Source organism: Geodermatophilus sp. Leaf369 (assembly GCF_001424455.1).
In the GTDB taxonomy this organism is placed as follows: domain Bacteria; phylum Actinomycetota; class Actinomycetes; order Mycobacteriales; family Geodermatophilaceae; genus Klenkia.
Window position 1 is genome coordinate 149,778 of record NZ_LMQA01000004.1, and the last position, 20,806, is coordinate 170,583.

The following is a 20,806-nucleotide window of genomic DNA, read 5'->3' on the forward strand; positions in this document are numbered from 1 at the left end:
TCAGATCGTCTCCAGGGTGCGGGCGGTGGCGCGGGCAGTGGCCCGGGCGAGGGCGGCGGGGACGGCGGCGACGTCGGTGAGCACCGCGGCGACGTGGGCGTCCGGGCGCAGCACCCACACCTCGTCGGGGCAGGCGCCGAGCGCCCCGGCGAGCAGACCGGTGGGGTCCAGGTCGTCGATCCGGTGCACCTGGGTGCCGTCGTCGGCGACGTCGACCGGTTCGACGTCCCGGCCCAGGAGCACGGTCACGCCCTCGCGGGCGAGCTGGCGCAGCCGGGTCAGGTCGGGGCGGTCGGCCACGGTGACCGGGCAGTCCGGGGCGAGGACGCCGGGCGCGGGCTCGGGTGCCTCCCCGCGGGGCGGCCGGCCGGCGAAGGGACGGCGGGGGTCCGGCGTGGTCAGCGGGGAGTCGACGTACCAGAACGGCTCGGCCAACCGGCCGGAGTCGACCTGGGCCCGGGCCGCGGGGTCGGCGGTGGCCCGCTCGAGGACGTCGACCCGGTGCGCGGCCTCCTCCGGGGTGGCCGGCACCAGGAAGCGCATGGTGGCGCCGGTGACGTCGAGGTTCTCCACCGCCGCGGCGTGCCGCTCGGCGGAGTAGCTGTCCAGCAGCTCGTCCCCGGCCCAGCCGCGGCGCACCCAGGCCAGCTTCCAGGCGGCGTTCTCGGCGTCCAGCACCCCGGAGTTGAGCCCCCGGGCACCGAACGGCGAGACCAGGTGCGCGGCATCGCCGGCGACCAGCACCCGGCCCACCCGCATCCGGTCCACGACCCGGGAGTGGAAGCGGTAGACCGACTTCCAGACCACCTCGTAGGGCCGGTCGCCGACCACCTGGCGGATCTTGGCGTCCAGCCCGCCGGAGGCCTCCTCGGCGGCCAGGTCGAAGTCCGGCGGCACCTGCCAGTCGATCCGGAAGGTGGAGTCCGGGCAGGGGTGGATGAGCACCTGGCGGCCGGGGTTCCACTCCGGGTCGAAGTAGAAGCGCCGTTCGGTGTCCCAGCCGGGCAGGTCGGTGCGGATGTCGCAGATCAGGAACTGGTCGCCGAAGGTGCGCCCGTCGAAGGTCAGCCCCAGCTCCCGGCGCAGCACGTCGGCCCGCGAGCCGGCACAGACCACCGCGTGGCTCCCCCGGTGCTCGCCGCCGTCCGCGCAGCGCAGGGTGACGCCGTCGTCGTCCTGGTCGATGCCCTCGACCGCGCACCCCCAGCGCACCTCGATCAGCGGCTGCCCGGCGATCGCCTCGTCCAGCAGCTCCTCGGTGAGGCACTGGCTGACGTTGACGAAGGGCGGGAACGGGGACTGCCCGCGGTCGACGAAGTCGAAGCTGAACACCTCGTGGTCGCGGTGGAAGGTGCGCGCGGTGGTCCAGGTGACCCCGCGGCGGGCGACCTCGGCGCCGACGCCGACGGACTCCCAGACGTCCAGCACGTCGCGCTGCTGGCAGATCGCCTTGGAGCCGACCAGGTCACGCGCCGGCCGGGCGTCCAGGACGACGACCGGCAGCCCCCAGCGGGCCAGCAGCAGGGCGGTGGTCTGGCCGACCGGACCGGCACCCACCACGAGGACGGGGGCGGTGCTCATGACTGCAGCTGGTCCCACACCTGGCGGTCCCGCTCCGCCGTCCAGATCACCGGGCGCTCGATGCCGGAGAACTCGTCCCAGAGCCGGGAGACGTCGAAGGGCAGGCAGTGCTCGAAGATCGGCCAGTGCCCGAACTGCGGGGCGAGGGCGGCGTGGGTGGCGTCGAAGGCCTCCTTGAGGGTGCCGCCGGCCCGGTGCGCGGTGCCCACGGTGTCGTGCATCGTGGTGAGGAAGGCGCGGGTCTGCTCGACGGCGGCGTCGACCTCGTCGCGGCCGCGGGCGATGGCGCCGCGGCCACCGATCAGCTGCTGGGCGCCGAAGGCCTTGACCCGGTCCAGGGTGCCGGCCGCCCAGTCGAAGTGGAACGCGTCGCCGGTGTAGAGCGCGGCCTGGGACTCGACCAGGTCGCCGGCGAAGAGGATCTCGTGCTTCGGGAGCCAGGCCACGATGTCCCCCTCGGTGTGCCCACGGCCCACGTGCTCGAGCACCAGCTCGCCGCGGTCCCCGCCGAGCTCGATCGTCAGCTTGTCGCGGAAGGTCATCGTGGGCCAGGTCAGGCCCGGGATGGACTCGGGCTCCTCGAACAGCCGCGGCATCCGGCCGAACTCGGACTCCCAGTCCTGCTGGCCGCGCTCGGCGATCAGGCCCCTGGTCTGCTCGCTGCTGACGACCACCTCGGCGTCGAAGGCGCTCGCGCCCAGCACCCGGACGGCGTGGTAGTGGCTCAGCACCAGGTAGCGCACCGGCTTGTCGGTGTGCTCGCGCAGCCGGGACAGCCAGCGCCGGGCGGCGACCGGGGTGGCCAGCGCCTCGAAGCAGACGAGGAAGTCCTCCCCCTCGATGGCGCCCAGGTTGGGGTCGCCCTCGGCAGTGAGGGCGTAGACGCCGTCGGCGAGCACCTCGAGGGTCTGCTCCTTGACCCCGAGGTCCGCCGAGGACGCGAAGGACTTGCCTGCCATGCCGACTCCCTTGTCCGCAATGCGAGCAGCGTGCTCGCTCAACGGCTCAGAAGCTACCGGTCAGGTGAGCGGGGCCACAACCCCCGCCCCGGCTCGGCGGGTCAGGTCAGGAGGCGGAGAACGACACCGGCGCCGAGACGACGGGCCGGGCCTCCAGTGCCGCGGTGAGCAGCGCGACCAGGGCCTCGAGCTGGACGTCGACCGAGGAGCCGACCTCCTCGTCGGAGCCGTCCAGGGCGCGGGCGGCGAGCCCGGCCTTGCCGTCGATCAGCTCGGCGATCCGCGCGTCCAGGGTCTGCGCGGCGATGATCCGCCACGCCGTCACCGGCTCGGTCTGCCCGATCCGGTGGCTGCGGTCGATCGCCTGGGTCTGCTCGGCGTCGGTCCAGGACAGCTCGGCCAGCACGATGTTGGAGGCGACCTGCAGGTTGATGCCCACCCCGGCGGCGGTCAGCGAGCAGACCGCGATCGTGATTTCGGGGTCGTTGACGAAGGCGTCGATCTGCTTCTGCCGCGTGGTCGAGGTCTGCTCACCGCGGATGGAGGAGTACTTCAGCCCGAGCTCGGCGAACGTCTGCTCGGCGGCGTCCATCACCGCGACGTGCTTGGCGAAGAAGACGACCTTGCCGGCGCTGCGGGCCAGCTGGGCGGCGTAGTCGGCGGCCAGGCCGGCCTTGGCCTCACCGATCCGGCGCATCATGGAGAACACGTTCTCCCCGGACTCGCCGGTGCTGGTGTCCTTCTGCTCCCAGCCGGCCACCTTGCGCACCAACTCGTGGTCGATGCCCTCGACCTCGGTGGCCCCGCCCCGGGCGGCCAGCGCCGACTCGTAGCGGTTGACCATCCGGCGGGCCAGCACCTTCTCCGCGGCCCGGATGGAGCGCCCGGCGGCGCCGTCGAGCTCGACGGGCAGGTCGGCGATCCGGCGGGCCGGGATGTCGGCGGCGACGTCGACCTTCCGGCGCCGGACGATGCCCAGGTCGATCACGCAGCGCCGCGCCTCGGGGTAGAAACCGGGGTCGGCGGGGGTGAGCCCGATGTCGTCGAGTGCGTCCATCAGCTCACCGAGCGGCTTGGACTCGTCGATCCAGCCGAGGAACTGCCAGATCGCCCGGAAGTCCTCGATGTCGTTGATCAGCGGGGTGCCGGTGAGCGCCATGAGCAACGGCTTGGGCCCCCGCGACTGGATCTTCGCGGACAGGCTGAGCACGTTCTGGGAACGCTGGGAGGTCTTGTTCTTGATGAAGTGCGCCTCGTCGACGACCATCCCGCGGAACCCGAAGTCGGAGATCCAGCCGACGTGCCGGTCCAGCACCTCGTAGTTGACGATCACCACGTCGGCGAACCCGTCGATGGTCTCGCCGTCCCCGTGGATGACCGTGGTCGCCCGCTGGGGCACCCAGCGAGCGGCCTCGCGGGCCCAGTTGGTCTTCACCACGTTGGGGACGACGACCAGCAGCGGGTAGGCGTTGGCGGCCTCGGCGGCCATCAGCGCCTGGGCGGTCTTGCCCAGGCCGGGCTCGTCGGCGAGCAGGTAGGTGCGGTGCCCGGCGGCGGCCGAGGCGACCAGCTGGACCTGGTGCGGCATGAGCTCCAGGCCCGCGGGCGGGCGGATCCAGGTGGCGTCGGGCAGCTCCATCACGGCCGGGCCACCGCCGCCGGCGCGCTCGAAGGAGCGCAGCAGTGGGCCGATGAGCTCCCAGCCGCCGAGCCGGCGGGGCGCGGTCTGGGCGGGCCGGACGGCGGAGAAGTCCGGCGCCAGGAACGGGTTGGCCAGCTGGCGGGAGACCACCGACTGGGGGACGACGCGGCGCTCGCTGCCGAGCGTGGGCGCGGCGGCGACCGGGGCCGCCACGGGGGCCTCCTCCTCCAGCGGCTCGATGCCACCGACCCGCAGCATGTCCCGGGCCAAGGCGCGGGCGGCGCCGGAGACGACGGCCTCGTCGGCGAGCAGGGCCAGCAGCGAGGGGTCGCGGACGGCGGTCTTGGCCAGGATCGTGCCGATGCCGTCCAGGCGCTTGAGCTGCTCGGCGCGGTGCGCGGCGCTGCCCTCGGTCTCGGCCTTCACCTTGGCGTGCTGCTCACGGACCAGCAGCGCGACGGCCTGGAACTTGGTGCGCACGGCCGGGGTGACCCGGCCCTTCTGCGCGGCTCCCTCGACGTCGCGCACGGCGCGGGCGAGCACCGCGATGACGTCCTCGGGGCCCCGGGTGCGTCGCTGCTCCTTCGTGGAGCCGCGACCCCCGTGGGAACGCTGTCCTGCTCGAGCCACTCACTCCTCCTCAGGGGATTGCCCCGGCCCGGTGCTGCCGTGCGTCGAGACGCACCGCCCCGCGGCCGGACGACGGGCACCCGCGGCACACGCTGCGTCCGGCTCCCCCGACGTCTGGGGGCGACCACCACGACGGAACGGCCACCCGTGGGCGGAGCGGACCACCGACGATGCGCTGGGGCCCGGACTCCCGAGGTGCACGGGGAGGGGGGTCGTGGGACGAGCGGCGCCGGCCCGGGGCCTGACGTCGCCGCCGATCCTACCGGGTGGACACCGCCGGCGGACCGGTGCGCCTCACTCGGTCCGGGTGGCCCGCCGCCGGACACGCCGCTCGAACCGGTCGCCCCGCCCGCCCAGCGGCCGGCCGAGGTACCGGCCGAGCACGACCCCGGCGGCCAGCGCCAGCCCGACCGCGGCGGCCCCGATCAACTGGGCGGTGCCACCAGGCACGTCGCCCTCGACCACGACGGCGAACAACCCGCGGTAGATCGCCAGCCCGGGCAGCAGCGGGACGATGCCGCACACGGCGACCAGCAGGGCCGGCACGTGCATCCGGTCGCCCAGGGCCTCCCCGCCCAGACCGACGACGACGGCGGCCACCCCGGCGGACACGGCCGGACCCGCGCCCAGGGCCGTCGCCCCGGCCGACGCCGACCAGGCCAGGGCCCCGGCACCGGTGGCGATCGCGACGGCGTAGGGCCGGGCGTAGGACGCCGCCGCCCACGAGGCACCCATCACCGCAGCCGCCACGACGGTGACCACGAACGGGACGGTGACCGTCGCCGGGTCGACCACCCGCAGCGGCACCTGCCAGCGCTGGGCCACGTCCAGGACGCCGGCGATGCCCACGACGATCCCGGTGGTCAGGGTGAGCACCTCGAACGCCCGGGCCGCCGCCGTCACCGGGAACCCGCTGATCGCGTCCTCCGCCGCGCCCACCAGCGACAGGCCCGCCAGCAGCACGACGATGCCGGCCGCGACCACCAGCGACGCACGGATCTGGACGTCGAACACGACGAGCAGGACCGCCGTCCCGGTCGCGACCGCGGCACCGGCGGCCTGCTGGAAGAACACCGGCAACCCGCGCCGGTTCAGCGCCCGGATCGTGCGCTCGACGACCGCTGTGGTGACCGCGGCGACCAGGGCCACCAGCCAACCGCCGCCGAGCAGGAAGGCCACGCTCCCGGCCACCCCGGACCAGCCGAGGGCGTGGATCTGCCGCCGGAAGGGGTGCGGGGCGGCCAGCACGACGTCCAGCCTCCGGTGCGCGGTGTCCAGGTCGAGCAGCCCGGTGGTCACCTGGGCGGCCAGGTCGGTGATCCCCTGCAACCGGGTGTAGTCCAGCCCGCGCGGGCGGACGATCCGCATCAGCACCAGCGGCGGGACGTCGTCGGGGTCGTAGCCGATCGTCAGCGAGGTGAAGGTCATGTCGACCTGGCAGTCGGTGAGCCCGTAGGCCGCGGCCACCCGCAGCACGGTGGCGGTGACGTCGGCCGCCGAGGCGCCGACGGCCATCATCGACTCCCCCACCCGCAGCGCAAGGCTCAACGCCGAGCGGGCGGTGGCGGGGTCGACCCCGCTGGGCTGCGCCCGCAGCGCCAGCGGCTCGGTGGGCGGGCCGGAGCCGGTCACGGCCCGCTTGGCCCGGTCGGACAACCGCTGCCGGGGATCGCGGTCGCTGGGTGGCACGGCGAGCACGCTACGGACCGGCGACGTCCCCCCGGCGCACCCCACGCAGGCCGGCGCGGTCGTGTGCGGCCTCGAGCAGCCGGAGCAGGATCGGCGTCGTCCGGGGGCCCGGGTCCACCACCGCGATCCACGACTGCGCCGCGTACACCGGGTGCGGGAGGACCCGGTCGGCCTCGGCGTGGTCCCGGTCGTCACCGACGTCGCCCACCAGCTCGACGAACTCCGCCGCAGGGACCTGCACGTTCACCCTGAAGCGCCCCGGCCGGTCGAGCTGGGACCTCGTGTCGTCCGGGTAGTCCTTCGTGATGATCGTGGCGTACGGCTGCCCGCGCTGGGGCACGCGCCCGTCGGCCGCCCAGTAGAAGAAGTGGTCGCTCCAGGCGATCTCCGGGGCGTCACTGCCCGGCTGCGGCGCCAGCTCGACGACCCCGTCGAAGCCGCGGACGGTCGCCAGCAGGTCCTCGATGCCCATGCCGGTCAGTCTGTCCTAGCCTCGCCGGCATGCGTGCTGTGCAGATCACCCGCTTCGGCGGCCCCGAGGTCCTCGACGTCGTCGACCTCCCCGACCCCACCCCCGGCGCGGGCCAGACCCTGCACGAGGTCTCCGCGGTCGGGGTCAACTACGCCGACACCCACCAGGTCGAGAACTCCTACCTGGCGGCGCAGACGCTGCCGCTGGTGCCCGGCGCGGAGTTCGTCGGCACCCCGGTGGGCGGCGGTCAGCGGGTGGTCGGGCTGCTCGACGGCGGCGGTTACGCCGAGCGCGTCGCCGCGGTCGACCGGCTGTCGTGGGCGGTCCCGGACGGCGTGACCGACGAGCAGGCCCTGGCCGTCGTCCTACAGGGCACCACCGCGTGGCACCTGCTGCGCACCTCGGCCCACCTGGCCGCGGGCGAGACCGTCGTCGTCGTCGCCGGCGCCGGCGGGGTCGGCTCGCTCGCGGTGCAGCTGGCCAAGCGGTGGGGCGCCGGGCGGGTCATCGCCACCGCGTCGAGTGCGGAGAAGCGCGAGCTCACCCAGACCCTGGGCGCCGACGCCACCGTCGACCCGGCACTGGCCGAGGGCGACCCGAAGACCTTCACCGCGGCGCTGCGGGAGGCCAACGGCGGCAAGCCGGTCGACGTCGTCCTGGAGATGACCGGTGGGCCGGTGTTCGACGGCGCGCTGTCCGCGCTCGCCCCGTTCGGCCGGCTGGTCGCCTACGGCATGGCGGCCCGCACGCCTCCGTCGCCGGTGCAGGCCCCTGCGCTCATGCAGAAGTCCCGCGCCGTCATCGGGTTCTGGCTGGCGCACTGCATGGCGGCGCCGGAGATGCTCGACGTCGCCATGGGCGAGCTGCTGCCGATGGTCGCCGCCGGGGAGCTGCAGCCGATCAGCGGCGGCCGGTACCCGCTGACCGCCGTCCGCGAGGCCCACCAGGACATCCTGTCGCGCCGCACCACCGGCAAGCTGAGCCTCGACCCCAGCCGCTAGAGCGGGTCGAGAAGGCGCTGCAGGAACTGCTGGGTGCGCTGCTCGCGCGGCTCGACGAGCACCTGCGACGGCGGCCCCTGTTCGACCACGACGCCGCCGTCCAGGAACAGCACCTGGTCGGCCACCTGCCGGGCGAACCGCATCTCGTGGGTGACCACGACCATCGTCCAGCCCTCGGCGGCCAGCGACTGCATCACCCGCAGCACCTCACCGACCAGCTCGGGGTCCAGCGCACTGGTCGGCTCGTCGAAGAGGACCACCCGCGGCTTGGTGGCCAGGGCACGGGCGATGCCCACCCGCTGCTGCTGGCCACCGGACAGCTGCACCGGGTAGGCGTCCGCCTTGTCCGCCAGCCCCACCCGGGCCAGCAGCTCGCGGGCCTCGGTGCGCGCCTCGTCGCGAGGCCGGTGCTGGGCGAGCACCGGGCCGGACGTCACGTTCTCCAGCACGGTGAGGTGCGGGAACAGGTTGTGCGCCTGGAAGACCATCCCGCTCTGGTCGCGCAGCCGGGACACCGCCTTGGTGCCGGGCCGCTCGGCCCAGTCCAGCGCGACGTCGCCGACCCGGACCGTGCCGGACTCCGGTGTCTCCAGCCCGTTCAGGCTGCGCAGCACCGTGGTCTTGCCCGACCCGGACGGGCCGATCAGGCAGGTCACCGACCCGGAGGGGACGACGACGTCGACGCCCCGCAGCACCTGGTTGTCCCCGAAGGACTTGACCAGCCCGCGGGCCTCGAGCAGCGCCGCGCTCACGCGGCCACGTACCGGGACAGCCGGGTCTCCAGCCGGGTCTGACCGAAGGACAGCACGAGGCACACCACCCAGTAGTAGACGGCCGCCAGGCCGTAGAGCGTGAAGAACTCGAAGCTCGGCGCCGCGATCTCCTGGGCCGTGCGCAACAGCTCGGTGACCGTGATCGCCGAGACCAGCGACGTGTCCTTGACCAGCGAGATGAGCGTGTTGCTCAACGAGGGGACGGCGATGCGGGAGGCCTGGGGCAGCACCACGCGGCGCAGGGTGGTCGTCCGACCCATCCCCACCGTCATGGCCGCCTCCCACTGCCCGCGCGGCACGGCGAGGATCGCCCCGCGCACCGCCTCGGAGGCGTAGCCGCCCACGTTCAGGGTCAGCGCGATGATCGCGCTGGGCCACGGGTCGATCGTCAGCCCGAGCGACGGCAGTCCGAAGAACACGATGAACAGCTGCAGGAGCAGCGGCGTCCCGCGGATCACCGAGACGTAGGCCCGGGCCACCCCCGACACCAGCCGGCGGCCCGAGAGCCGCATCAGCGCCAGCAGCACCGCCAGGGCCAGCCCCAGCACGAAGCTGACGACGGTCAGCGGGATGGTCCCGCGGATCAGGCCCTCGGCCAGCGGCCAGAGGCTGCTGCGGACCAGCTCCCAGTCGATCCCGTTCACTGCCCCGCCGCCCGGTGCGTCACTGGCCGCTGACGTCCTCGCCGAAGTACCGCTCGGAGATCTCGGCCAGCGTGCCGTCGGCGCGCAGCGACTCCAGCGCGTCGTCGACGCGGGACTGCAGGTCGGTCTCGTCCTGACGGAAGACCAGGGCCTGCTCGCTGGGCTCGTCGATCTCGGCGGCGATCTTCACGTCCTCGTCACCGGTGGTCGCCTGGTACTCCAGGAAGGCCAGGCTGTCGTTGATCGTGACGTCCACGCGCTCCTGCTTGAGCAGCGTGATCGCCTGGGTGAAGCCCTCGACGGCCTCGATCTGGGCCCCGGCGGCGGTGGCGGTCTCGTAGAAGGAGCTGGTGAGCGACTGGGCGCTCGTCTTCCCCGCGACGTCGGCCAGCGAGGTCACGCTGTCGTCGTCGGCCCGGGTGATGACCACACCGGTCGACACGGTGTAGGGCGTGGAGAAGAGGTAGGACTCCTCGCGCTCGGGGTTGATCGACACCTGGTTGGCGATGACGTCGTACCGGTCGGCCTCGAGGCCGGCGAAGATCGAGTCGAACGTGGTCTCGCTGAACTCGACCTCCATGCCGAGCTCCTCGCCCACCGCGCGGGCCACCTCGACGTCGTAGCCGGTGAGCTCGTCGGTGTCCGGGTCGTGGAAGGAGAAGGGCGCGTACGTGCCCTCGGTGGCCACCCGCAGCACGTCGGCGTCGCCGCCGGAGCCTGCGTCGTCGGAGCCCCCGCTGCAGGCGGACAGCACCAGTGCGGAGGCCAGGGCGACGGTCAGGGACAAACGGGTGCGCACGATGAGCTCCGGGGGTTCGGGCGGGACGGGTGGGGCGGACGCCCTCAGCCCACAACCGGTCCGGGCCCGGGGCATTCCGCCGGGTGGCGGGTCGCACACGGCGGCTAGAGCAGGCGGTTGGTCCAGAGCAGGGAGAGGACGACGCCGAGGAAGGCGAAGAGGACGCCCCCGCGGACGAACCACGGGCTGATGTCCTGGGGCTCGCTGACGTAGCCGATCTGGCTGCCCAGGTCGGCGTAGACCTGCTCGAGCTCCTCGGCGCTGGCTGCCTCGGAGTAGGAGCCGCCGGTCTGGTCGGCGATGGACTCCAGGGTGGTCCGGTCGACCGGGACCGGGACGGTCTCGCCCTCCAGGTCCAGGGTCCCGAAGTCGGTGCCGAACGCGATCGTCGAGACCGGGATCTGGGCGCCGATCGCGGCCTCGACGGCCTGGGTGTCGGGGCGGCCGACGGTGTTGTAGCCGTCGGACAACAGGATCACCCGGGCCGGGGCGGCCTCCTCACCGGTGTCCTCCAGGGAGGACTGGTAGTTCTGGATCGCGGTGAGCGAGGTGAACACCGCCTCGCCGATCGCGGTGGACTCGGCCAGCTCCAGGTTGTCGATCGCCGTCCGCACCGAGGCCCGGTCGGTCGTCGGGGTGACCAGCGTGGTGGCCGAGCCCGCGAAGGACACCAGCCCCAGGTTGATCCGCTCCGGGAGGATGTCCACGAACTGCTTGGCCGCGGTCTGCATCGCGGCGAAGCGGTCGGGCTCGATGTCGGTGGCCTGCATGGACAGCGACACGTCGACGGCCATGATCACCGTGGCCCGCTCCCGGGGCACCCGCACCTCGGTGGAGGGCTGGGCCAGCGAGAGCACCAGCGCGCCGAGGGCGACCACGACCAGGCCGAAGGACAGGTGTCGCCGCCAGCCGGGCCGCTTGGGCACCAGCGAACCGAGCATGGCCACGTTGGTGAACCGGGCGGCGTACGTCTTCCGGCGGAGCTGCATCACCACGTAGAACGCGGCGAGCGCCAGCACGGCGAGCAGGCCCAGCAGCCACAGCGGGGACTGGAACGTCATCGGGAGGCCCCTCCGGCGCCGGCGCGGCGGCGGTCGGCGACGAACCGCACCACGTCGGTCACCCAGTCTCGGTCGGTGCGCAGCTGCAGGTGCCCGGCACCGCAGCGGCGCAGGGTGGCGGCGATCTGGCGGCGTTGGGCGGCGGCGCCCTCGGCGAACCTCCGGCGCACCTCGGCGTTGCCGGTGGGCACCTCGAGGGTCTGTCCGGTCTCCGGGTCGACCACCGTCAGGAGCCCGACGTCGGCCAGCTCCAGCTCACGCGGGTCGAGCACCTCCACGGCCAGCAGCTCGTGCCGGCTGGACAGCCCGCGCAGCGGGCGCTCCCAGTCGGCGTCTCCGAGGAAGTCCGAGACCACGCACACCAGCCCCCGCCGGCGGGGCGGACGGCGCAGCGTCTCCAGCGCCGCAGCCAGGTCGCCGCGGCGCCCCCCGGACGCCCGGGGCGTGGCCACGACCTGGCGCAGCAGCCGGTCGGCAGCCAGCCGACCGGGCAGCGCCGGGTAGCGGTCCACCCGCTCCCCGGTGGTGACGACGGCTCCGAGCCGGTTGCCGTCGCGCACGGTCAGGTGGCTCACCGCGGCCAGTCCGGCGATCGCCAGGTCCCGCTTCTCGCAGTCCGCCGTCCCGAAGTCCAGGGAGGCCGACAGGTCCAGCACCACCCAGGTCTCCAGCTCCCGGTCGGCGATGGTCTCCCGCACGTAGGGGGTCTGGGTGCGGGCGGTCACGAACCAGTCCATCCGCCGGACGTCGTCCCCGGGGTGGTAGCTGCGCGAGTCACCGGCCTCGGTGCCCGAGCCGGGCACCAGCCCCAGGTGGTCGCCCTGCAGCAGGCCGTCCAGCCGCCGCCGGACGGTGAGCTCCAGGCGGCGCAGCAGCACGTCGGCGTTGCCGCCGTCCCCGAAGTGGGTGGGCGGCGGCACCGCCGTGGGCTCGGCGTCGGGACGGCGGCGCGGGCTCACGCCGACTGCGGTCCGGCGCCGAAGCCCTGCTGGGGGGACGACTGCGGCGGGGTCGCGGGACGGGGCTGACCCTGCGGACCGCCCCACGGCTGCGGACCCTGCGGGCCGCCGCTGCCCGGCACGGCCGGACCGCCGGGGGTGCCGGGACCGAAGCCGCCGGAGCGCTGCCGCGGGGTCACCTGGGGCAGCGGAACGCTCTGCAAGATGCGCTTGACCACGTGGTCGGCGGGCACGCCGTCGGCCAGCGCGTCGTAGGAGAGCACCAGGCGGTGCCGGAGCACGTCGGCGGTGATGTCCAGGACGTCCTGGGGCAGCACGTAGTCCCGGCCGCGGAGCAGCGCGATCGCACGGCTGGCCCCGATCAGGCCCAGCGTGGCGCGCGGGCTGGCGCCGTAGGTGACCCAGTTCGCGACGTCGGCCATGCCGTGCTCGCGCGGCGACCGGGTCGCCACCACCAGCCGGACGACGTAGTCGACCAGTGCGTGGTGCACGAAGACGCCCGAGGCGGTCCGCTGCAGCCGACGGAGGTCGTCGGGGCCGAGCACGGTCTCCGCGTGCGGCGGGTTCGCGCCCATCCGGTAGACGATCTCGCGCTCCTCCTCGGGCGTGGGGTAGTCCACCAGCACCTTCATCAGGAAGCGGTCCCGCTGGGCCTCGGGCAGCTGGTAGACGCCCTCGCTCTCGATCGGGTTCTGCGTGGCCAGCACCAGGAAGGGGTCCGGCAGCGGGTGGGTGACACCGCCGATGGACACCTGGCGCTCGGCCATGACCTCCAGCAGCGCCGACTGCACCTTGGCCGGAGCGCGGTTGATCTCGTCGGTGAGCACGAAGTTGGCGAACACCGGGCCGAGCTCGGTGTCGAAGGCGTCCTGGCCGGCCTTGTAGATGCGGGTGCCGATGATGTCGGCGGGCACCAGGTCGGGGGTGAACTGCAGGCGGGCGAACGAGCCGCCGACCGCGGTCGCCAGGGTCTCCACGGCCAGGGTCTTCGCGACGCCGGGGACGCCCTCGAGCAGCACGTGGCCCCGGGCCAGCAGGCCGACGAGCATCCGCTCGACCAGCCGGTCCTGCCCGACGATGACCCGCTTGACCTCGAACACCACCCGCTCGAGCAACGCCGCGTCGGTGGCCGGCGGGGTGTGCTGCTGCGGGGACTGCTCGGGCGGGCTGCTGGCAGCGCTGGTCACGGGGCTCCCTGGTGCGTGTGCGGTCTGGTCCGTACGGGGCCGACGCGCCCCCGCCTCCCCAGTGTCCCCCACCTGCCTGTGTCCACCCACTGCTCGGCCGGGTGAGCGGCGGGTGAGCGGCGCCCGGCGACTCGCCGTCCCCAGGCGGGGAGCACCGGGTGTCCCACCCGCCCCACTGCTGCTACCGTTCGGCCTGCGTCGGGCAGCTCCCCCCGTGGCTGCCCGACGCCCCAACGCACAACAGGCCCGCACCGGACTCCGGTGCGGGCCTGTTCTGCGTCTGCGCTCAGGCCGACGGGCGGGCTGCTCCCGCGTAGTCGTAGTTCCAGATCGACGACACCTTGACGACGTCGCCGCTCTGCGGGGCCTGGACCACCTTGTTGTTCCCGATGTAGATCGCCACGTGGTAGATCCGGGACGCCGAGCCGTTGGTGCCCCAGAAGACGAGGTCGCCGGGCTGCAGGTTCGCCCGGGAGACCTTGGGCAGGGCGTTGTACTGGCTCTGGCTGTTGCGTGGGATGGAGATGCCGGCCTGGGCGTAGGCGTACTGGGTCAGCCCGGAGCAGTCGAAGCCGTAGACGCCGGTGTCGGGGCTGATCCCGTAGCCCGGGCCGCGGCTGCCGCCGCCACCCCAGGAGTAGGGCGTGCCCAGGTAGCGCATGGCGGCGTTGATCGCGGTGGTCGACGCGGAGGCGTTGGCCGGACCGGCGACCGGGGCCGGGGCCGGGGTGACCGGGCGGGACGGGGCCGGCGCGGGCGCCGGGGCCGCCGTGGTCGGGCGGGACGAGGACGGCGCGGAGGCGGCCGGGGTGGACGGCCGGTTCGCCGCGGCGGCGGCCGCGGCGGCCTGCTGCTGGGCCTGGGTCTGCGCGGCGGCCTCGGCGGCGGCGTCCGCGGCCTGCTGCTGGGCGTAGGCCTCGGCGGCCTCGCGGGCGCCCTCGAGACCGAGGAGGACCTGCTGGGCAGCCTGCAGCTGGGCGTCGAGGGTGACCTGCTGCTGGGCGAGGGCGGCGGCCTGGGCCCGGGCGGAGGTCTCCGCGGCCTGCGCTGCGGCGAGGGAGTCCGCGGCCTCGGCCTGCAGGGCGTCGGCGTCGGCGAGCGCCGTCTGGGCGGCGGCGTCGGCGGCGGTGGCCTGCTGCTGCAGGACGGTGACCTCGTCGAGGACGTCGGAGTGGTCGGCACCGGCGGCCTCGAGCAGGGCGGCCCGCTCGATCAGCTCCCCCGGGGAGGATGCGTCGAGCAGGGAGGCGGCACCGGAGAAGGTGCTGCCCTCCATGTAGGAGGTGCGGGCGAAGTCCGAGAGCTGCACCTGGGCGACGCCGAGGTCGGCGGTGGCCTGGGTGGCGGCCGCAGCGGCGGTGTCGGCCGCGGCGCGGGCGGTCTCGTACTCCTCCTGCTTCTGCTGGTAGGAGTCCAGCGCGATGGCCGACTCCTGCTGCGCGGTGGCGACACCGGACTGCGCGGACGCCAGCTGGGCGGAGATCGCCCCCACCTCGGCGGCGGCGGCGTCCTGGGCGGTCTGGGCCTGGGCGATCTCCCCGTCGCTGGGGTTCACCGGCGCGGCCGAGGCCGTCCCCGGCGCGATCCCGACGGCGACCGCCGCGGCGATGAGCACCCCACCGAACCGCACCGACCACCGCTGACCACGCTCGCCCCGGAGGGTTCCCCGCACCTTCGTCTGCACGCCTGACGACCTCTTCCACCACTCACGACCACGGTCGGCCGCTCTCCGGGGAGCGGCCTCACGTGTCCCGTCGACGGGCGGTGGTGGGGCCTTGAGGGGGTGCCGGGGGCGTCTCCCCCCTCGGGGGGAGACGCCCGGTGTCAGTTGACCTGCCGCTCGCTGCCCGACCAGAAGGCCTGGCGCAGCTTGAACTTCTGGATCTTGCCGGTGGCGGTGCGCGGGATGGCGTCGCGGAACTCGACCCGCTTGGGCAGCTTGTAGCCGGCCAGCCGGGTGCGGCAGTGCGCGATCAGGTCGGCCTCGGAGACCGTCTCGCCCTCGGTGAGCACGACGAGCGCGGTCACCATCTCCCCCCACTTCTCGTCGGGGACCCCGATGACGGCGACCTCGGAGACGGCGGGGTGGCTGAACACGGCGTCCTCCACCTCGATGGAGGACACGTTCTCCCCGCCGGTGATGATCACGTCCTTCTTGCGGTCGGAGATCGTGAGGTAGCCGGCCTCGTCGATCGTGCCGCCGTCACCGGTGTGGAACCAGCCCCCGTCCAAGGCCTCGGCGCTGGCGTCGGGGTTCTCCCAGTACCCGGCGAGCACGGTGTTCGACTGCGCCAGCACCTCACCGGACTCGCTGGTGCGCATCCGGGTGCCCAGCGACGGCACCCCGGCCCGGGACAGTGCCCTGGCCCGCTCGATCGGCTCGAGGTCGTCGTACTCGGCCCGCGGGCGGTTGACCGTCAGCAACGGCGCGGTCTCGGTGAGGCCGTAGATCTGGTTGAACTCCCAGCCCAGCTCCTGCTCGACCCGGGCGATCGTGCGGGACGGCGGCGGGGCGCCGGCGACGACGATGCGCACCTGGTCGCGGCCGGGCACCTCCCCCTCCCACTCGGCGGCGGCGTCCAGCACGGCGTTCCAGACCGCCGGGGCACCGGCCATCATCGTGATCCCGTGCTGCTCGACCCGGCGCAGGATCTCGGCGCCGTCGATCTTGCGGATGGGCACCTGGCGGGCGCCCACCCCGGCCATGGAGTAGGGCAGGCCCCAGCCGTTGCAGTGGAACATCGGCAGCGTGTGCAGGTAGACGTCGCGGTCGCTGACCTGCATGTGCATGCCGAACAGCACCGCGTTGGTCCAGATGTTGCGGTGGGTCATCTGCACGCCCTTGGGCCGTGCCGTCGTCCCCGAGGTGTAGTTGATCGTGGCGGTGGCGTCCTCGTCGGGCTCGGCCCACGGCCGGGCCTCGGCGTCGAAGCGCAGCAGGCCCTGCTCGTACTCCTCGCCGGTGAGCAGCCGGTGCTCGGCGGTGACGCCCGTCAGCGTGGGCTCCACCTCGGGGTCGACGATGAGCACGCGGGCCCCGGAGTGCTCGACGATGTAGGAGACCTCCTCCGCCGAGAGCCGGAAGTTCACCGGCACCAGCACCCGGCCGTGGCTGGGCACGCCGTAGAGCAGCTCCAGCACGCGGGCGGAGTTGTGGCTGACCACCGCCACCCGCTCGCCCTCCCCGATGCCCAGCGCGTCGAGGCCGGCCGACACCGCGCGCGCCCGGCGGGCGACCTCGCGGTAGGTCAGCTCGCCGAGGGACTCCGCGGGCTGGGTGGGCTCGTCGACGATGCCCACCCGGTCGCCGTAGACGAGCTCGGCCCGGTCGAGGAAGTCACGGGTGGTCAGGGGCACGCGCATGCCGGCTCCGGTGGGTCGTGGGCCGACCGGGGGTCAGCCGCGGGACGTGGTCGACGTCACGCTAACGCCTGCCCCCGACACCCGGCCCCGCGCGCGTCCGGCCGCCTGACCCAGCACCGGGACGACGAGGGTCACCCCGAGGAACACCGCCCCGGCGTACAGCGCCCCCAGCACGGTGTCCACCACGTAGTGCTCCCCCGACCAGACCAGGGCCACCGGCATCGCGACCGCATAGGCCACCAGCAGCACCCGCTGCCAGCGACGACGGACCAGGGTGAGCCCGACCAGACAGACCAGCACGGCGAAGGCGGTGTGCAGCGACGGGACGGCGGCCACCGGGTTCACCGAGCCCTGCCCGGCGTGCAGCAGCGCCCCGGCCCGGGGCAGCCCCAACTCGGCCCAGCCGTCCCCGCTGTGCCGGTGCACCTCGCCGATCACGCCCTGCCGGGCCGCCAGCCACGGCGGGGCGGCGGGGTAGAGCACGTAGGTGACCAGCCCGGCCAGGGAGAGCCCGACGACCATGGCGGCGAACCGGCGCCAGCGGGCCCGGTCGCGCAGCCACAGCCCGGCCAGCAGCAACGGGGTGACCACGAAGTGGCTGCTGTAGACCAGCGTCACCACCACGGCCAGCCAGCCCGGGACGGCGACGTTCGCCTGCAGCCAGACCGTGGGCACCACCCCGAAGACGGCGGCGTCCACCGCGGCGGGCTCGGCGACGTGCACCGGGGCGCCCAGGGTGTCGGCCAGCCCGCGGCTGGCGTCGTAGACCAGCAGCACCGCGCCCAGCGGCACCCAGTCCACGAGCAGCTGCACCGCGGCCCGCCGGCCGCGGCCGGGGCACCGGCAGGCCAGCCCGGTCAGCACCCAGAGCAGCACGCTGAGCCGGTCGGTGGGCAGCCCCAGCACCAGGCACACGGCGGTCAGGGCGAGCAGGTGCAGCGTCGACAGCGCCGTCCGCAGCCGGCGCCCCCGCGCGGGCCGGTCGGCCGCGACGAGCACCGCCGGGGTCGGCACCACCGTCGTCGTCACCGCGCGGACGCTAGGCGACCACCCGCAGGTCGTGGGGTGTTTCCCGCGCGGACACGTCCCGCGGGCCCCAGCAGTCCCGGTGAGCGCCGTCACCTCGGGAAGGAAGGGTTGCCTTCCTCCGCACGCTCGAGCGGGAGCTGGGATGATCGGGGGTGCTAGAAGCGCAACGGACCAGCGAGGGTGAGGCGCACGCAGTGGCAGCCAGCAAGGACAGCTTCGGAGCACGGTCGACACTCAGCGTCGACGGCACCGACTACGACATCTTCCGGCTCGACGCGGTGGAGGGCGCTGACAAGCTGCCCTACAGCCTCAAGATCCTCCTGGAGAACCTCCTCCGCACCGAGGACGGCGCGGACATCACCGCCGACCACGTGCGGGCGATCGCGAACTGGGACCCGTCGGCCGAGCCCGACCAGGAGATCCAGTTCACCCCGGCCCGCGTGGTCATGCAGGACTTCACCGGTGTCCCCTGCATCGTCGACCTCGCCACCATGCGCGAGGCGATGGCCGACCTCGGCGGCGACCCGACGAAGATCAACCCGCTGGCCCCGGCCGAGCTCGTGATCGACCACTCGGTCATCTCCGACGTGTTCGGGACCCCGGAGTCCTTCGAGCGCAACGTCGAGATCGAGTACCAGCGCAACGGCGAGCGCTACCAGTTCCTCCGCTGGGGTCAGGGCGCGTTCGACGACTTCAAGGTCGTTCCCCCGGGCACCGGCATCGTGCACCAGGTCAACATCGAGCACCTGGCCCGCGTCATCTTCGCCCGCCCCGAGGGCGACCGCACGCTGGCCTACCCCGACACCTGCGTCGGCACCGACAGCCACACCACGATGGTCAACGGCATCGGCGTGCTGGGCTGGGGCGTCGGCGGCATCGAGGCCGAGGCGGCCATGCTCGGCCAGCCCGTCTCCATGCTGATCCCCCGCGTCGTGGGCTTCAAGCTCACCGGCCAGCTGCCGGACGGCACCACCGCCACCGACCTGGTGCTCACCATCACCGAGATGCTGCGCAAGCACGGCGTGGTCGGGAAGTTCGTGGAGTTCTACGGCGCCGGGGTCTCCGCGGTGCCGCTGGCCAACCGCGCCACCATCGGCAACATGAGCCCGGAGTTCGGCTCCACGGCCGCCATCTTCCCCATCGACGGGGAGACCATCCGCTACCTCGAGCTCACCGGTCGCCCGGCCGAGCAGGTCGCCCTGGTGGAGGCCTACGCCAAGGAGCAGGGCCTCTGGCACGACGACGCCCGCGAGCCGGCGTTCTCCGAGTACCTGGAGCTCGACCTCGGCACGATCGTGCCCTCCATCGCCGGCCCGAAGCGCCCCCAGGACCGGGTGCAGCTGACCGACGCCAAGGCGGCCTTCCGCGAGGTGCTGCCCACCTACGCCGGCTCGGCCGACACCAGCGTGGACGACGCCCCCACCGCCGCCTCGGTCTCCGACGAGGGCGTGGAGGAGACCTTCCCGGCCTCGGACCCGGTCTCGGCCAGCAACGGCAACGCCGGTGCCGAGCCGCACACCGTCGTCCCCGACCAGGTACCGGACCGCGCCTCCAACCCCGTCGCGATCACGATGGAGGACGGGACGGAGACCTTCGTGGACCACGGCCACGTCACCATCGCCTCGATCACCTCCTGCACCAACACCTCGAACCCCTCGGTGATGATCGGCGCGGCCCTGCTGGCCAAGAACGCCGTCGAGCGCGGCCTGAGCGCCAAGCCGTGGGTCAAGACCACGCTGGCGCCGGGGTCCAAGGTCGTCATGGACTACTACGAGAAGGCCCAGCTCACCCCCTACCTGGAGAAGCTCGGCTTCTACCTGGTCGGCTACGGCTGCGTCACCTGCATCGGCAACTCCGGTCCGCTGCCCGAGGCCGTCAGCAAGGCGGTCAACGACAACGACCTCGCCGTGGTCTCGGTGCTCTCGGGCAACCGCAACTTCGAGGGCCGGATCAACCCCGACGTCAAGATGAACTACCTGGCCTCCCCGCCGCTGGTCATCGCCTACGCGATCGCCGGCTCGATGGACGTCGACCTGAACAACGACCCGCTGGGCCAGGACCCCGAGGGCAACGACGTCTTCCTGCGCGACATCTGGCCCTCCCCGCTGGACGTCCAGCGGACGATCGACGAGTCGATCACCAAGGAGATGTTCATCGAGGACTACGCCGACGTGTTCGCCGGCGACGCCCAGTGGAAGGCCCTGCCCACCCCCGAGGGCAAGACCTTCGAGTGGGACAGCCAGAGCACCTACGTGCGCAAGCCCCCGTACTTCGACGGCATGGAGGCCGAGCCCTCCCCGGTCGTGGACATCAGCGGCGCCCGCACCCTGGCGGTGCTGGGTGACTCGGTGACGACCGACCACATCTCCCCCGCCGGCTCCATCAAGGCCGACTCCCCGGCCGGCAAGTACCTCTCCGAGCACGGCATCGAGCGTCGGGACTTCAACTCCTACGGCTCGCGCCGCGGGAACCACGAGGTCATGATCCGCGGCACCTTCGCCAACATCCGGCTGCGCAACCAGCTGGTGCCCGGCACCGAGGGCGGGGTCACCAAGGACCACCTGACCGGCGAGACGACGACGATCTACGACGCCTCCCGCTCCTACGCCGACGCCGGCATCCCGCTGGTCGTGCTGGCCGGCAAGGAGTACGGTTCCGGTTCCTCCCGCGACTGGGCCGCCAAGGGCACCGCGCTCCTGGGCGTCCGGGTCGTCATCGCCGAGAGCTACGAGCGCATCCACCGCTCCAACCTCATCGGCATGGGCGTGCTGCCGCTGCAGTACCCCCAGGGCCAGGACCGCGAGTCCCTGGGCCTGACCGGCGACGAGGAGTTCACGGTCACCGGGATCTCGGCCATGAACGACGGCCCGACCCCGAAGACCGTGACCGTGCAGGCCGGCGACGTGACCTTCGAGGCCACCGTCCGGATCGACACCCCCGGCGAGGCGAACTACTACCGCAACGGCGGGATCATGCAGTACGTGCTGCGCTCCCTCCGCGGGTCTGCCTCGGTCTGA

The 20,806-nt window shown here is 73.4% G+C and carries 16 protein-coding genes; 2 read left to right on the forward strand and 14 right to left on the reverse strand.

Going from position 1 to position 20,806, the window contains the following annotated elements; translation table 11 throughout:
* The 5 genes from ASG36_RS17110 to ASG36_RS17130 all read right to left on the reverse strand — a co-directional run bounded on the left by ASG36_RS17110 (position 1) and on the right by ASG36_RS17130 (position 6,973).
* Positions 1–1,581, reverse strand: coding sequence for an FAD-dependent monooxygenase (locus ASG36_RS17110; RefSeq protein ID WP_055766716.1), 1,581 nt, complete (start codon positions 1,579–1,581; stop codon positions 1–3).
* Positions 1,578–2,540 carry an MBL fold metallo-hydrolase gene (locus ASG36_RS17115; protein ID WP_055766719.1) on the reverse strand — a complete coding sequence of 321 codons (963 nt, stop codon included), beginning with the start codon at positions 2,538–2,540 and terminating at the stop codon, positions 1,578–1,580. Before ASG36_RS17115 ends, ASG36_RS17110 begins: the two co-directional genes overlap by 4 nt.
* 106 nt (positions 2,541–2,646) lie before the next feature.
* On the reverse strand, positions 2,647–4,812 hold the full coding sequence (locus ASG36_RS17120; RefSeq protein ID WP_055766723.1) for a DEAD/DEAH box helicase: 2,166 nt from the start codon (positions 4,810–4,812) through the stop codon (positions 2,647–2,649).
* Positions 4,813–5,106: 294 nt separating this feature from the next.
* Positions 5,107–6,501: a threonine/serine exporter ThrE family protein gene (locus tag ASG36_RS17125; RefSeq protein ID WP_055767761.1), complete on the reverse strand. Its 1,395-nt coding sequence runs from the start codon at positions 6,499–6,501 to the stop codon at positions 5,107–5,109.
* Positions 6,502–6,511: 10 nt separating this feature from the next.
* Complete coding sequence (locus ASG36_RS17130; RefSeq protein ID WP_200944544.1) at positions 6,512–6,973, reverse strand: DUF6194 family protein; 462 nt, start codon at positions 6,971–6,973, stop codon at positions 6,512–6,514.
* Positions 6,974–7,002: 29 nt separating this feature from the next.
* Between ASG36_RS17130 and ASG36_RS17135 the strand changes: the two genes are divergently transcribed.
* Positions 7,003–7,974, forward strand: coding sequence for a zinc-binding dehydrogenase (locus ASG36_RS17135; protein WP_055766725.1), 972 nt, complete (start codon positions 7,003–7,005; stop codon positions 7,972–7,974).
* Here ASG36_RS17135 and ASG36_RS17140 read toward each other — a convergent pair.
* The 9 genes from ASG36_RS17140 to ASG36_RS17180 all read right to left on the reverse strand — a co-directional run bounded on the left by ASG36_RS17140 (position 7,971) and on the right by ASG36_RS17180 (position 17,789).
* Positions 7,971–8,726, reverse strand: coding sequence for an amino acid ABC transporter ATP-binding protein (locus ASG36_RS17140; protein ID WP_055766727.1), 756 nt, complete (start codon positions 8,724–8,726; stop codon positions 7,971–7,973). The genes ASG36_RS17135 and ASG36_RS17140 overlap by 4 nt on opposite strands.
* Entirely contained in the window at positions 8,723–9,391 is a 669-nt protein-coding gene (locus tag ASG36_RS17145; protein WP_082523241.1) for an amino acid ABC transporter permease, read from the reverse strand. The genes ASG36_RS17140 and ASG36_RS17145 overlap by 4 nt, the downstream gene beginning before the upstream one ends.
* Positions 9,392–9,410: 19 nt before the next feature.
* Positions 9,411–10,190: an amino acid ABC transporter substrate-binding protein gene (locus ASG36_RS17150; protein WP_235495165.1), complete on the reverse strand. Its 780-nt coding sequence runs from the start codon at positions 10,188–10,190 to the stop codon at positions 9,411–9,413.
* A 104-nt stretch (positions 10,191–10,294) separates the two neighbouring features.
* Positions 10,295–11,251, reverse strand: coding sequence for a VWA domain-containing protein (locus ASG36_RS17155; protein ID WP_055766730.1), 957 nt, complete (start codon positions 11,249–11,251; stop codon positions 10,295–10,297).
* A complete protein-coding gene (locus ASG36_RS17160) occupies positions 11,248–12,210 on the reverse strand; it encodes a DUF58 domain-containing protein (RefSeq protein ID WP_235495167.1) in 963 nt (320 codons plus the stop codon). Before ASG36_RS17160 ends, ASG36_RS17155 begins: the two co-directional genes overlap by 4 nt.
* The gene (locus tag ASG36_RS17165) at positions 12,207–13,325 is read right to left on the reverse strand and encodes an AAA family ATPase (RefSeq protein ID WP_369794103.1); all 1,119 of its coding nucleotides are present in this window, start codon (positions 13,323–13,325) and stop codon (positions 12,207–12,209) included. The genes ASG36_RS17160 and ASG36_RS17165 overlap by 4 nt, the downstream gene beginning before the upstream one ends.
* A 358-nt stretch (positions 13,326–13,683) precedes the next feature.
* Positions 13,684–15,081, reverse strand: a complete 1,398-nt coding sequence (locus ASG36_RS17170; RefSeq protein WP_235495169.1) for an NlpC/P60 family protein — start codon at positions 15,079–15,081, stop codon at positions 13,684–13,686.
* A gap of 140 nt (positions 15,082–15,221) precedes the next feature.
* Positions 15,222–16,760, reverse strand: coding sequence for an AMP-binding protein (locus ASG36_RS17175; protein WP_055766733.1), 1,539 nt, complete (start codon positions 16,758–16,760; stop codon positions 15,222–15,224).
* A 33-nt stretch (positions 16,761–16,793) separates the two neighbouring features.
* Positions 16,794–17,789: a phosphatase PAP2 family protein gene (locus tag ASG36_RS17180; protein ID WP_055766736.1), complete on the reverse strand. Its 996-nt coding sequence runs from the start codon at positions 17,787–17,789 to the stop codon at positions 16,794–16,796.
* 194 nt (positions 17,790–17,983) lie between these two features.
* Here ASG36_RS17180 and ASG36_RS17185 point away from each other — a divergent pair, with 194 nt between their 5' ends.
* Complete coding sequence (locus ASG36_RS17185; protein ID WP_055766738.1) at positions 17,984–20,806, forward strand: aconitate hydratase; 2,823 nt, start codon at positions 17,984–17,986, stop codon at positions 20,804–20,806.